This is a genomic window from Chitinophaga cymbidii (assembly GCF_007992715.1).
Lineage (GTDB): Bacteria > Bacteroidota > Bacteroidia > Chitinophagales > Chitinophagaceae > Chitinophaga > Chitinophaga cymbidii.
The window spans coordinates 1942399-1955236 of record NZ_BKAU01000001.1; the positions used below are offsets into that span (position 1 = coordinate 1942399).

The 12838-nt window shown below is 51.8% G+C and carries 12 protein-coding genes; 6 read left to right on the plus strand and 6 right to left on the minus strand.

From position 1 onward, the window contains the following. The first annotated feature begins 2 nt into the window (after window positions 1-2). The 3 genes from purH to CCY01nite_RS07935 all read left to right on the plus strand — a co-directional run bounded on the left by purH (window position 3) and on the right by CCY01nite_RS07935 (window position 3642). On the plus strand, window positions 3-1517 hold the full coding sequence (gene purH, locus CCY01nite_RS07925; protein ID WP_146859444.1) for a bifunctional phosphoribosylaminoimidazolecarboxamide formyltransferase/IMP cyclohydrolase: 1515 nt from the start codon (window positions 3-5) through the stop codon (window positions 1515-1517). A gap of 92 nt (window positions 1518-1609) precedes the next feature. Continuing rightward, window positions 1610-2152, plus strand: a complete 543-nt coding sequence (locus CCY01nite_RS07930; RefSeq protein WP_246129882.1) for an RNA polymerase sigma factor — start codon at window positions 1610-1612, stop codon at window positions 2150-2152. Next, window positions 2152-3642 carry a carboxypeptidase-like regulatory domain-containing protein gene (locus CCY01nite_RS07935; protein ID WP_146859446.1) on the plus strand — a complete coding sequence of 497 codons (1491 nt, stop codon included), beginning with the start codon at window positions 2152-2154 and terminating at the stop codon, window positions 3640-3642. The genes CCY01nite_RS07930 and CCY01nite_RS07935 overlap by 1 nt, the downstream gene beginning before the upstream one ends. Before the next feature lie 49 nt (window positions 3643-3691). On the opposite strand, the gene CCY01nite_RS07940 is transcribed toward CCY01nite_RS07935, so the two are convergent. The 6 genes from CCY01nite_RS07940 to mutY all read right to left on the minus strand — a co-directional run bounded on the left by CCY01nite_RS07940 (window position 3692) and on the right by mutY (window position 9455). Beyond that, a complete protein-coding gene (locus CCY01nite_RS07940) occupies window positions 3692-5068 on the minus strand; it encodes a LutB/LldF family L-lactate oxidation iron-sulfur protein (RefSeq protein WP_146859448.1) in 1377 nt (458 codons plus the stop codon). A 32-nt stretch (window positions 5069-5100) separates the two neighbouring features. Then, window positions 5101-5676: a DUF3109 family protein gene (locus CCY01nite_RS07945; RefSeq protein ID WP_146859450.1), complete on the minus strand. Its 576-nt coding sequence runs from the start codon at window positions 5674-5676 to the stop codon at window positions 5101-5103. A gap of 7 nt (window positions 5677-5683) precedes the next feature. Further along, window positions 5684-6283, minus strand: coding sequence for a gliding motility lipoprotein GldD (gene gldD / locus CCY01nite_RS07950; protein ID WP_146859452.1), 600 nt, complete (start codon window positions 6281-6283; stop codon window positions 5684-5686). Window positions 6284-6290: 7 nt separating this feature from the next. Next, window positions 6291-7595, minus strand: a complete 1305-nt coding sequence (gene gldE / locus CCY01nite_RS07955) for a gliding motility-associated protein GldE (protein WP_246129883.1) — start codon at window positions 7593-7595, stop codon at window positions 6291-6293. A 172-nt stretch (window positions 7596-7767) separates the two neighbouring features. Continuing rightward, window positions 7768-8232, minus strand: coding sequence for a single-stranded DNA-binding protein (locus tag CCY01nite_RS07960; RefSeq protein ID WP_146859456.1), 465 nt, complete (start codon window positions 8230-8232; stop codon window positions 7768-7770). Between the two features lie 164 nt (window positions 8233-8396). Further along, a complete protein-coding gene (gene mutY / locus CCY01nite_RS07965) occupies window positions 8397-9455 on the minus strand; it encodes an A/G-specific adenine glycosylase (RefSeq protein WP_146859458.1) in 1059 nt (352 codons plus the stop codon). A gap of 225 nt (window positions 9456-9680) precedes the next feature. On the opposite strand from mutY, the gene CCY01nite_RS07970 reads away from it, so the two are divergent. The 3 genes from CCY01nite_RS07970 to CCY01nite_RS07980 all read left to right on the plus strand — a co-directional run bounded on the left by CCY01nite_RS07970 (window position 9681) and on the right by CCY01nite_RS07980 (window position 12832). Continuing rightward, entirely contained in the window at window positions 9681-9968 is a 288-nt protein-coding gene (locus CCY01nite_RS07970; protein ID WP_029464490.1) for an HU family DNA-binding protein, read from the plus strand. Window positions 9969-9992: 24 nt separating this feature from the next. Beyond that, complete coding sequence (locus tag CCY01nite_RS07975) at window positions 9993-10841, plus strand: tetratricopeptide repeat protein (RefSeq protein WP_146859460.1); 849 nt, start codon at window positions 9993-9995, stop codon at window positions 10839-10841. A gap of 440 nt (window positions 10842-11281) precedes the next feature. Beyond that, window positions 11282-12832, plus strand: a complete 1551-nt coding sequence (locus CCY01nite_RS07980) for an Rne/Rng family ribonuclease (RefSeq protein ID WP_146859462.1) — start codon at window positions 11282-11284, stop codon at window positions 12830-12832. Window positions 12833-12838: the final 6 nt, after the last annotated feature.

The window sequence follows — 12838 nt, forward strand, 5'->3', positions numbered from 1 at the left end:
GCATGCAGAAGCAAATCAAATCGGCTTTGATCTCCGTATTCTATAAAGATAACCTGGAGAATATCGTTAAAACATTGGGCCAGCAGGGCGTGACCATTTATTCCACCGGTGGTACGCAGAAATTTATTGAAGACCTTGGCGTGAAATGTGTAGCCGTGGAAGATCTGACTGCTTACCCTTCAATCCTCGGCGGACGGGTGAAAACCCTCCACCCTAAAGTGTTCGGCGGTATCCTCGCGCGCCGTGAGAACCCCCAGGACCTGGAACAGCTGAAACAATACGAGATACCTGAAATAGACCTGGTGATAGTAGACCTCTATCCCTTCGAGGAAACCGTAAAAAGCACCAGCGAAGAGCAGTCCATCATAGAAAAGATCGACATCGGCGGCGTTTCCCTGATCCGCGCGGCCGGCAAGAATTATAAAGACGTGGTGATCGTGGCGTCCAAAAACCAGTATGCGGACCTGGAGAAAGCACTGGTAGATGGCAACGGCTCCACCACCCTGGAACAGCGCCGCAAGTTCGCCGCAAAAGCTTTCGAAGTGTGCGCCCACTATGATGTGGCTATCGCCGGCTGGTGGATGCGCGACGAAGAAAAAAACAACTTCCAGCTGTCCGCGCACCCCGGCCAGGTACTCCGCTACGGCGAAAACCCCCACCAGAAGGGAGTTTTCTACGGCAACCTCGATGAGATATTCGACAAGCTGCATGGCAAGGAGCTTTCCTACAACAACCTGGTAGACGTAGATGCCGCCGTACAGCTGATCGCTGAGTTCACCGAAACTACTTTCGCCGTTATCAAGCATACCAACGTTTGCGGCATTGCCAGCAGGCCCACACTGGCCGCTGCATGGGAAGCCGCACTGGCCGGCGACAAGGAAAGCGCCTTTGGCGGCGTACTGGCCTGCAACAAGCCCGTAGATGCCGAAACAGCTAAAGCCATCAACGAAATATTCTTCGAAATACTGATCGCGCCCGCATTTGAACCCGCGGCGCTGGAAATCCTCCAGGCAAAGAAAAACCGCATCCTGCTGCTGCAGAAACAACCGGTGAAAACGCCGCAGATGTTCAAGAACGTGCTGAACGGCGTACTGGTGCAGGATAACGACAACGGCAGCTTCGATACCTGGAACGATACCGGAGCGCAACCCGCCACCGCCGCCCAGAAAGCGGACCTGGAATTTGCCAACATCGTTTGCAAGCACCTGAAATCCAATGCTATCGCACTGGTGAAAGACCAGCAGCTGGTAGGTAAAGGCTGTGGCCAGACCTCCCGCATCGATGCGCTGCGCCACGCCATAGAAAAGGCGCATCAGTTTGATTTCAGCCTGAAAGGCGCTGTCATGGCCTCCGACGCATTCTTCCCCTTCGACGATTGCGTACGCATCGCGCATGAGCAGGGTATTAACGCTGTAATCCAGCCCGGTGGCTCTATCCGCGACAATGATTCCATCAACTACTGTAAAGAAAACGGTATGGTGATGGTGATCACCGGCATGCGCCACTTCCGTCACTAAAAAATGGTTCCATAGCATATAGGAAAGGCTGTTGAAAGACAGCCTTTTTTTATGTAGTATTGCCAACACAGATGCCTTTCCTGCAGCAACATATGATGAAGGATGCCGATGACGCCGAACTGGTCCGGAGCTACAAAGAAACCGGCCAATTGGAGTTCCTGGCAGCGTTGTATGAACGGTATATGGACCTCGTGTATGGCGTCTGCCTCAAGTACCTCGACGAAGAATCCGCCAAAGACGCCGTCATGCACATTTTTGAAGAGCTGATCGGCAAAGTGAAACAGCATGAGATACAAAATTTCCGGGGCTGGCTTCACGTGCTGAGCCGGAACCATTGCCTGATGAAGATCCGGGCCACCAAAGGCAGGACCGTTTCCATTGACGAGCACGTATTTATGGAAACCGGCGAAAATAATCATCCTGATAACGGATTCAGCCTGGAAAACAACCTCCAGGCCATGGAAAAATGCCTGGATATCCTGCCGGAGGAGCAAAAACGCAGCGTAGACCTGTTCTACCTGCAGGAAAAAAGCTACCGCGAGGTGGCGGATATTACGGGATACGAAATGAATAAAGTAAAAAGTTATATTCAGAACGGTAAACGGAATCTGAAGATCTGCATGGAGAAAAATTAATGGCTGATAATAAATTACATATCACCGCCGCGCTCATCCGCCAGTACCTCGAGGGAAAACTGGATGACCGGACCATGCATGCCATTGAAAGGCAGGCGCTGGACGATCCCTTCCTGGCGGAAGCGCTGGAAGGATATGCCCGTCAAAATGCCGATCAGCGCCCCGCTTTGGCCGACCTGCAAAGCAGGTTGGAAAAACGGGTGCAGCCACCGAAATCCGGCGGCATCCTGCGGAAAATGGAATACCGCTGGCTGGCCGCGGCTTCCGTACTGATACTGTTATGCATTACGGCTGTTATGTTGATGAACAGGACGGGACGGAAGGATGTGGACATTGTGCAGGCCGATCCGCTGAAGAAGGAGGATACGGCTGTAACGCGGGCGGAAGAAAAAGATACAGCCGTTCCACGGCCGATGCCGCCCGGCGAGCAAACCCCGGCGCACCAGCCAACGCAAACAACGGCACCGGATTTAGCGCAGGCGTCTGAACAGCAACCGGAACAAAGCGCCGCTAAAAAACAGGCCGCCGCTAAGAAAACACCACCGCCTGCTCCCGTCAGAACAGACGAAAAACAGGAGGCGGCTGACCTCGCCGGCCTAAACACGGCCCGGCAACAGGAAGCAGCTGACCTTGCTCGCGCAAACGCTGCCCGGCAACAGGAAGCAGCGAAAGCCGCCCGCGTAAACACTGCCCGGCAGGAAGCCGCAGCAGACATCGCCCGCGCAAACGCTGCTCCATCCGTCATGGCAAAGCAACCCCGAAAGATAGATACCATCATGATCCGCGGCATATCATCGGTGCGGGACAGCCAGCAACTGATCGCCAAAGAAGGCGAAAAAGTGGAAGGATACATTTCCGGCGAACCCTCGAAATATTCCAACGCCCATACAGATGAAAACGTTCGCCTGATCAGCGGCGTGGTGATCGATGAAAAAACGGGAAGCAGGCTCCCCGGCGTAATTGTATCTCTCAGCGGCACCAACCGCGGCGTGATAACGGATACAGCCGGCGGATTTGCATTGCAGGTGGACAAAAAGGAAAAAGTGAACCTCGCCTTTTCTTATATAGGATATGAGCGGAAAAATGTGACGGTTGCGCAGAACACCAGCAAGGTAAACGTTGCGCTGCCCGCAAATGACGCCGCCCTGAACGACGTAGTGGTGGTAGGATATGGCGGCAAAGCGAAAAAGCCCGTCATCCCCCCATCGCCGGCAATCGGAGAAGATGCGTATCAGGCTTACCTGCAATCAAAGAAAATAATACCGGTAGAAGGGAATATAACACCGGTTTCCGGAGAAGTACATATATCCTTTACCGTTATGCCGGACAGCACGCTGCGGAATTTCAGGGTCATCCGGAGCCTGAGCCGGGAAGCGGACAAGGCGGCCATCAACATCGTTAAAGAAGGCCCGAAGTGGAAGCCTGCCGCCGGCAAAAGGCGCGGGACCGCGGAGGTGAAGGTGCCCATCGTTATACAGCAACGACCATAAAAAAAGGCATCCTCTTAAAGAACGCCTTCCCTGAATATCCTGATCAAACTTATTTATTCCTTTCCTTCCACAGCTGGTTGAAAGACTTCGGCGCAAATACCGGCAGCGCGCGATCATCCCCCCATGCTCTTCCGAACAATTTCCCGATCACCAGGTTCTTCGTTTTCCCGCCTACCAGGTTCATCATCCTGCGGCTCAAACAAGCCTGCTTCCAGCCATACCAGCCGATCTTTTCACCGCCGGAAGTATGATGCTCCTCCACGGCCTTGTGGCGGTTATGCAGCAGCAGTTCGTGCAGGTTGATACGTACCGGGCAAACCTCCGTGCAGTTACCGCAAAGGGAAGAGGCGAAGCTCAGGTGCATGTATTTTTCGATACCCTGCAGGTGAGGCGTGATCACCGCGCCGATGGGACCGCTGTAAGTGGTCTTGTAAGTATGCCCGCCGATGTTCTTGTAAACGGGACAGGCGTTCAGGCAGGAGCCGCAGCGGATGCAGTACAGGCTTTCGCGGGCCACTTCGTCTTTCAGGATGTTGGTGCGGCCGTTGTCCATGAAGATCACGTACATTTCTTCCGGTCCGTCTATTTCACCTTCCTGGCGCGGGCCGGAGAGGATGGTGTTGTAGGAGGTGATCTGCTGGCCGGTGCCGTAAGTCGCCAGCAGCGGCCAGAACAAAGCCAGGTCGTTGATGGAAGGCAGCACTTTCTCAATGCCCACCAGCACGATGTGCGTTTTTGGAAAGGAGGTGCTCAGCCTGGCGTTGCCTTCATTTTCGGTCACCGCAATGCCGCCGATGTCCGCAATGATAAAATTGGCGCCGGTGATGCCCACTTCCGCGTCCAGGTACTTCTGGCGGAGCTTGTCGCGGGCTACGAGCGTGAGCTGTTCCGGGTTGAAGGAAGGGTCGCTGCCGAGCTTTTCGTGGAAGAGCTGCGCGATCTGCTCCTTGCTTTTATGCATGGCCGGGGTTACAATGTGGTAGGGCGGCTCATCGTCCAGCTGCTGGATGTATTCGCCGAGGTCCGTTTCCACGCTCTCGATATTGTTTTTCTGAAGGAAATCGTTGAGATGGATCTCTTCGGTGGCCATCGATTTGCTCTTCACAACGGTCTTGCAGTTTTTCGCTTTACAGATGGCGAGTATCTCTTCCCGCGCCTGTTCCGCGTTCTCGGCCCAGATCACCTTTCCACCTCTTTTCATGAAGTTCATCTCGAAATCTTCCAGGTGTTTGTCCAGGTTCTCGATCGCCTTCCACTTCACGTTCTTCGCCCGCTCACGCGCGGTGGGCAGCTCGGCGAACTGCAGCTTGCCGTTTTTTACCGCGGCGTTGTATTTGCCGATGTTGAAGTTGATCGTATTGCGGTGACCGAGATCAGCCGCTTTTATTTCACTTTCGGAAAGAAAGGTGCTTGCCGTCTTATTCATGTCTGTAAAGATAGTCAAAAAGTGATCCGCTGTTATCCTGCACTGTACTGCTTTTGCGCTATTTTGTCCAGCACCTCGTAGAACTCCGCGCCATACTTGCGGGTAATGGCTTCCTGCAGAAATTTGTAAACCGGTACCTGCAGCTGATTCCCCAGTTTGCAGGCGGGCTTGCAGATGCTCCATTTATCGTAGTTCACCGCGTCGAAGCTCTCGTACTTTGTGATGCGGATGGGGTAGAGGTGGCAGGAGATGGGTTTTTTGAAATCCACCACGCCGTCCTTATAAGCCTTTTCGATGCCGCAGCCCACATGGCCGCCTTCATCGATGGTAGCGTAGGCGCAGATGGCGCCGTTCACGATCGGCGTTACATGGCCGTGCTCATCGTCCCACGTGTGCAGGCCGGTTTGCTCTATTTCCCGGATGCCTTCTTCGCGCAGGTACGGTTTGATCTTCGGGTAGATCTTTTTCAGTATTTTCAGTTCCGCTTCTTCCAGCGGCGCGCCGCAATCTCCCGCCACGCAGCAGGCGCCCTTGCAGGCCGTGAGGTTGCATACGAAGTTTTTCTCCACCACCTCGTCACTGATGTATTTATCATCTATCACTATCATCGTTCTCTCAGTTAGCTTTCCATTTCAGCGTTTCCACCATATGCCACATGTCTTCCTCCAGGAATTTGTGCATCGGCGCCAATGAATCCGCATTGGGCGGTGCGTAAAAATACAACGCTCCGCGCAAAAAATGGCGGGTGGAATCCGTTACAAAGAACTGCTTTGCGGAAGCGGCGTTACCGCCTACTTCGTAGAACAGCCCGTGGGCATGGTTGGTGGTATTGATGTCGCTTTCCTCGATGGATTCCGCTTTGGCGGTATGCTTGTAAGTGAGCTTGAACGCATCGCGGACGAGGTTGTCCAGCGAATTTTGCGCGCCGATGGCTTTATAGCTCATATAGATCTTTCCGTTCAGTTCGGGGAAATCCACGTTGATCCACCAGGGATTTTCGGCCTTTGCATCGAAGAAGAGCGTGTCTTTCACGATGTTGGCGTAAACGGGATATTCGAAGGAGTAGGGGTAGCCGGGCTCGTCGAAGAGGCGGTATTGCTTTTCAGGAAGATCGATCCTGAAATACCCGCGTGGCTTGGGCGTGAAGCTTTGCTGCTGGCAGGCGGTAAGGGCGGGCAGCAGGGCCGCGATGAAAATGTAAATTACTTTGTTCACAACTCGCTCATTCAGTTTCCGTTCCGGGTTTGAAGCTCACCTGCACTTTCTGGATGCGCATCTTCGTCACCTCGAGGATGGTGAAATCATATTGCTCATAGCTGAGCACGCTGTTCTCTTCGGGAAACTTCCCGGAAAGCTCGAGGATCAGTCCGCCGAGGGAATCGCTTTCGCCTTTGACGGCTTCGAAAGTATCCGGCGCAATGTTCATGATGCGGCAAACGTCATTCAGCATGGTCTTGCCTTCAAACACGTAGGTATGATCATTGACTTTTGAAAAATTGAATTCCTCTTCATCAAACTCGTCCTTGATATCCCCGATCACTTCTTCCATGATGTCTTCCAGCGTAACAATGCCGGAAGTGCCGCCAAACTCGTCTACCACCACGGCGAAGTGCATATGGCGGGTCTGGAATTCATTGAGCAGGTCTTCGATGAGTTTGTGCTCGTGCACGAAGAACGGCTGGCGCAGCACTTCATGCCAGTCGAAGTTGTCCTGTTTGTTGAGATGCTGCAGCAGGTCTTTGGTATGTACAACGCCTACAATGGTATCCAGATTGTTTTTGTACACCGGCAGGCGGGAGTAGTGGAGATCGGCTACGGTTTTGATGACCTCGCGGAAGGGCATGTCGTATTCGAGGCCGCTTACGTCCAGCCGTGTGCGCTGGATCTGCTTTACGGCGATGTTGCCGAATTTGAGGATGCCGCGGACGATGTTCTTTTCTTCCTGTGAGGCGCCCGGCTCCACGCTCATTTCGATCACTTCATCGATCTCGTGGTAGTTGATGGGGCGCGTGCTGCGGTGGAAAAGCCGCGCTTCAATGCCTTCGCTCATGCTCACAAAGAAATTACTGACGGGTTCCAGCGTGGCGTGAATGATATGCACGAACCAGGCGAAGTAGGTGGCAAAGCGCATGTTGTGCTGCGTGGCCCATACCCTCGGCAGTATCTGCCCGAAGAACAGCAGTACCAGGGTGATGATGGCAATGCGCACGATGAAGGAAAGGAACTCCCAATCCCGCAGCGATTCCACCTGCGCTATCAGGTAGTTGGTAATGAAGATGAAAGCGATGTTGAACAGGATGTTGGCGATCTGGAGGGATGCCAGCAATGATTTGGGTTTTTCGAGCAGGCGGGTGATCATTCTGCCGGCGTTGCTCTGCCGGGTTTTCAGCACGTTCAGGTCCTTGTAATTGAGGGAAAAGAACGCCACTTCGGCGCCGGAAACAATGAAGGTCAGCAGCAGCAATGTGAATATGACCAGCAAAAACACGACCACGTTGGGCGCAGGTGCCGCCAGATCTTGTAACAAAACACTCTTGAATGGTAAAATGCTAGCCGATAGGTAAGCCAAGATATTTAAGCTTTGGTCAAAAATAATGGGAAAGTAATTCAGGTCTTGAATGATTGAATCGCTTTCCCGCATGCAAATATAAAGAATGTACCGTTACGGAAGATAGTATGTAAAAACTTAATTTGATGGGTCAGAAGGGCAGGTCATCCGCGGGTTCGCTCATGGGCGGTATTTCGACGCCTGTGTATCCTTCGCCGTGTGATCCGGAGCCTTGTCCGCCGCTGTGGTGATGTGCGGCCGGGTGGTCTCCGTTGTTAACGTCCATCCGTTTGTCGAGCATAACAAGGTTATCGCCTACCACTTCGGTAGCGAATTTTTTATTGCCTTCTTTATCTTCCCAGCTGCGCGTACGCAGGCGTCCTTCGATGTAAACAAGGCTGCCTTTATGGAGGTATTTTTGGGCAAGTTCGGCCAGTCCCCTCCATAGCACAACGGTATGCCATTCTGTTTGTGAGATCAGTTTGCCGGCACGGTCTTTAAAAGTTTCTGTTGTGGCCAGGGAGAATTTGGCCACGGCGATATTGCCTTCCAGGAATTGAACATCGGGGTCTCTGCCAAGATTGCCAATCAGGATTACTTTATTAACACCTCTCATAATTGTAGGTTTTAATCTGTCCTATTAATAATTCTTCTCTACGGTCAACCTTTCTAAAGTTAATGCTTTTTTCAAATCAACGAATAGAATTTTTGCCGTTCGCATTGGCCGCTAACGCCTTGCCAATGCGCTCTTTGTGACAATCTTGCTAAAAGCATGCCCGTTTACCGCTGGAGGTAGTCAACAATGATCTTGGGGAAGGCGTACTTTTTCAACTGGGTGGTTGCAACGGGCTGAAAGCCGTCCGGCGCCGGGAAAGCGGCGCCTACGGAAAGCCGGATGAAGCGGGCGTGAATGGTCTGATGCGTCAGCTGCTGCTTTATTTCCGCAGTGGAACCGACGATCCTGTAGCGGTGTTTCCCCAGGAGGCGGCGGCATGCGGGGGATTGGAGAAGGTCTGTATCATTGGCGGGCGCGGGTGTTTCCAGGAGAATGAATTCATGGAGGTTCTGCCAGATATCTTTTTCGGTGCGCTTGCGGATGTACACGTGGTCCTGCTGTTCCAGGAGCAGGTAGTGAAAGAATCTTTTTTTGATGACCAGCTTTTTGGATTTCACCGGCACCAGGTCCGTCAATCCCTTTTGATGGGCCTCGCAGCGGGAGGCGAGGGGGCATGCTGTGCAAAGCGGCTGCTGCGGCTTGCAGACCACCGCGCCGAAATCCATGATGGCCTGGTTATAGGTCGCCGGCTGGTCTTTGGCCAGCACTTCCTGCGCCAGCTGTGTGAAGAGTTTCTTGCCGGCGGTCGTATCCGTAGGCGTATCGATCCCGAAGAAGCGGGCCAGCACGCGGTACACGTTGCCGTCCAGCACGGCATGCGGGAGGTTGAAGGCGAAGGAGGCGATGGCAGCTGCCGTGTAGGCGCCTACGCCTTTCAGGGAAGTGATGCCTTCGTATGTATTTGGGAACGCGCCTTTATGTTTGCCGGCGATCTCCCGCGCCGCGGCCAGCATGTTCTTGCAGCGGGCGTAGTATCCGAGGCCCTGCCAGAGGCGGAATACTTCTTCTTCCGGAGCCGCCGCGAGCTTTTCCACCACCGGGTAATTTGTTATAAAGCGTTCATAATAAGGCCAGCCCTGTTCTACGCGGGTTTGCTGCAGGATGATCTCTGATAACCAGATCTTATAGGGATTTTTTTCACCTTTCCAGGGCATGCTGCGGCTGTTATGGAGGCGGTTCCAGGTAAGGAGACAGTCCGTAAAAAATCTCTTTGTATCGGTCATTTGCCCAAAATAATTTATATATGTTGCTATTTTTTTATATATTCGTGTTCCCGAAGTCTTCGTTAGTACTGGATTAGAGCGGATTATGCCTGCTCCGGGAGCACAAATAAACGTATTTTTAGCGGCTGCTATCCATAATAAAAAAAGATAAATTTTATTTGCTTGAAAATTCAGCAATTAAAATTTTTTTAATAACTTTGAAAACAAGTAATCCTCCGCTTCATTATGAGAAAAGCTGATTTGATTAACAACATTGCTGAAAAAACCGGCATTCCGAAAGTAGATGTGTTAGTAACACTCGAAGCCATGTTCAAGGAGGTAAAGGAAGCGTTGGCAAATGGCGAGCATATCTACATTCGCGGATTTGGCAGCTTCATTACCAAGAAACGTGCAGCCAAGATTGGCCGGAACATCAAAAAGAATGTTGCTGTGGAAATCCCAGAGCACTACATTCCTGCATTTAAGCCATCTAAAGAGTTTGTTGCCGAAGTAAAGAAGCTTAAAAGTTCTTAGATTTGCATCCTAACATTTTTTAGGATGCGAAGAAATCAACTACTCCTCATTGGCCTTGCTGTTGCTGCTGTAACGGTACTGTACGCATTTGGCCGTATCACGCCAAAGGTGCAAGAGCATGATCATGCACATGCTTCTGGTGGCGCTATGCCGCAGGGCCAGGCTGCTGTAGCGGATTTTAAGGATTTACTGCAGAAAGCGAAAGAAAGAGTGCCGGCAGAAAAGCTGGCCGAGATCACCGGTCTCGAAAATACCGTCGTGCGGGGCGATGTGAAATCCCAGCAGATCACCGCCTACATGCAACTTTACACCCTTTGGGACAGCCTGAACGAGCTGCCCGTAGCGGCATATTACCTCGCTGAAGCCGCTAAGTTGGAAAATTCCGGAAAAAGCCTCACCTTTGCAGCCAATTTATTTTTAGACCATCTCTCGCACACCCAGGACGCGGGCGTAAGAATGTGGGAGGCGAACAACGCCATGGAATTGCTGGATAAGGCTATCGCGCTGCAACCAAACAATGACACACTGAAAATAAAGCTGGGTTCCCTGTTGGTCAGCAATACCAATGAGCCCATGAAAGGGATCGCAATGTTAAGGGATGTGGCGGAAAGGAACCCTGATTTCCTGGACGCGCAGCTTACATTGGCGAATTTCAGCATTACCTCCGGACAGTTCGATAAAGCGATCGAAAGAATGGAAACGGTGCTGAAAAGCCGTCCCGACGAACCAAAAGCATTGTTCCTGCTGGCCGTAGCTTATCAGAACAAGGGTGAGAAAGACAAAGCGGTAGACCTGCTCCGGCAGTGCCGCAAGCTCATTAAAGACCCTTCCCTGGCGGCAGAGATCGATGAGTACATTAAAAGCATTCAATAATACATTTTAAAACATTAAAAATTTTTTTAGCATGCCCTGCGGAAAGAAAAGAAAGAGACATAAAATAGCAACCCACAAACGGAAAAAAAGGCTGAGAAAGAATCGTCATAAGAAAGGCAAGAAATAATTGCTTCTGTTTCCCCGCCATTTATACTGTTCAGGTATAAGTTGAAGGAACGGCAGACCAGATAAATTTTTTTTGTAATCCTGCATGGTTTTAGCGATAATCATTAAATTGCTGAAGTCATGCAGGTCGTTTTCGTAGGTCGGCCCATATAATCCGTACTTTACCTGTATATCACTGAACCCTTTGCAATCCTCGTCATCTCGTAGTGAAGCCGGTCCCTTCCCGTACCGGTAAATCATTTGGGCATGCTGTACCCTGTTCTTTAGCAGGAGGAAGCATTAAAGTGAAGTATTTATGGATAAAATTTTGACGCTTGAATAAGGAATTGATTATAAATGCCGCACCATCCGGTGTTGAAATTGCATTGCTGGAAGATAAAAAATTGGTCGAGCTGCACCACGAAAGCGGTAACCCCAATTTTGCAGTGGGGGATCTTTATTTGGGCAAGGTAAAAAAGCTCATCCCCGGGCTGAACGCAGCCTTCGTAGATGTCGGTTTTGAAAAGGACGCATTCCTGCATTATACCGACCTGAGCCCTTACATCCGCTCCATCCTCAAATTCACCCAACAGGCCATCACCGATAAATCCGAAACGTTCGACTTTGCCAAGTTCAAGAATGAACCGGAGATCATCAAAACAGGCAAGATCACCGAAGTGCTGGGCGGCAAACCCAACATCCTCGTACAGATCCTCAAAGAGCCCATCTCGTCGAAAGGCCCCCGCCTGAGCTGTGAAATATCGCTGCCCGGCAGGTTTATCGTGATCACCCCGTTCAACAACGTGGTAGCGGTTTCCAAAAAGATCCACTCTTCAGAAGAAAGAAAACGCCTGCAGAAGATCGTGGAAGCCATCAAGCCGCATAACTTCGGCGTGATCGTACGCACCGCCGCGGAAGGAAAGAAAACCGCGGAGCTGCATGAAGACCTCACCACGCTCGTGAACACCTGGAAGACCATCCAGGAAAACCTGCGCAACTCCCAGGCCCCGCAAAAGATACTCAGTGAGCAGACAAAGACCACCAGTATCCTCCGCGACCTGCTGAACGAGAGCTTCAACCGCATCGTGATCAACGACAAGAACATCTACACCGATACCAAAACATATATCCAGAAGATTGCGCCCGAGAAGCAGGACATTGTGACCTACTACCACAACGGCGCCCCCATCTTCGATCATTTTGGCATCACCCGCCAGGTGAAGGCTTCCTTCGGGAAAACGGTGAACCTGGACAGTGGGGTGTACCTCATTATTGAAGCTACCGAAGCCCTGCACGTGATAGACGTGAACAGCGGCTACAAAAGCTCCAGCAACAACCAGGAACAGAACGCCCTGGCCTCCAACCTCGAGGCCGCGGCCGAAATCGCGCGCCAGTTAAGGCTCCGCGATCTGGGTGGCATCATCATCATCGATTTCATCGATATGAAACTGCCCGAAAACAAAAAGAACGTATACGAGGCCATGGAGAAATTCATGGCGCAGGACCGGGCCAAACACACCATCCTGCCCATCTCCAAGTTCGGCCTGATGCAGATCACGCGCCAGCGTGTGAAACCCGAGATCACCATCTCCGTTGCGGAAGATTGTCCCGCCTGCAAAGGCACCGGCAAGATCGGCGCTTCCATGCTCATTGTGGAAGACATCGAAAAGAACCTGCTCTACCTGCTCAACCACCAGCACAAGGGCCTCACCATCCGCATCCACCCCATCCTCCACTCATACCTGACAAAAGGATGGTTCCTCAGATCGCGGCAGTGGCAGTGGTACTTCAAGTACAAAAAGTGGATCAAGCTGCGGGCGGACTCCAACTACCACCTCACAGAATACCGGTTTTTTGACGCAAACGACGAAGAGATCAAACTATAAGGTTAC

What these genes read in the sequence shown, in the direction of transcription:
- purH (WP_146859444.1), top strand. Translation starts at nt 3, where the DNA reads ATGCAGAAGCAAATCAAATCGGCTTTGATCTCCGTATTCTATAAAGAT.
- CCY01nite_RS07930 (WP_246129882.1), top strand. Translation starts at nt 1,610, where the DNA reads ATGATGAAGGATGCCGATGACGCCGAACTGGTCCGGAGCTACAAAGAA.
- CCY01nite_RS07935 (WP_146859446.1), top strand. Translation starts at nt 2,152, where the DNA reads ATGGCTGATAATAAATTACATATCACCGCCGCGCTCATCCGCCAGTAC.
- CCY01nite_RS07940 (WP_146859448.1), bottom strand. Translation starts at nt 5,068, where the DNA reads ATGAATAAGACGGCAAGCACCTTTCTTTCCGAAAGTGAAATAAAAGCG.
- CCY01nite_RS07945 (WP_146859450.1), bottom strand. Translation starts at nt 5,676, where the DNA reads ATGATAGTGATAGATGATAAATACATCAGTGACGAGGTGGTGGAGAAA.
- CCY01nite_RS07960 (WP_146859456.1), bottom strand. Translation starts at nt 8,232, where the DNA reads ATGAGAGGTGTTAATAAAGTAATCCTGATTGGCAATCTTGGCAGAGAC.
- mutY (WP_146859458.1), bottom strand. Translation starts at nt 9,455, where the DNA reads ATGACCGATACAAAGAGATTTTTTACGGACTGTCTCCTTACCTGGAAC.
- CCY01nite_RS07970 (WP_029464490.1), top strand. Translation starts at nt 9,681, where the DNA reads ATGAGAAAAGCTGATTTGATTAACAACATTGCTGAAAAAACCGGCATT.
- CCY01nite_RS07975 (WP_146859460.1), top strand. Translation starts at nt 9,993, where the DNA reads ATGCGAAGAAATCAACTACTCCTCATTGGCCTTGCTGTTGCTGCTGTA.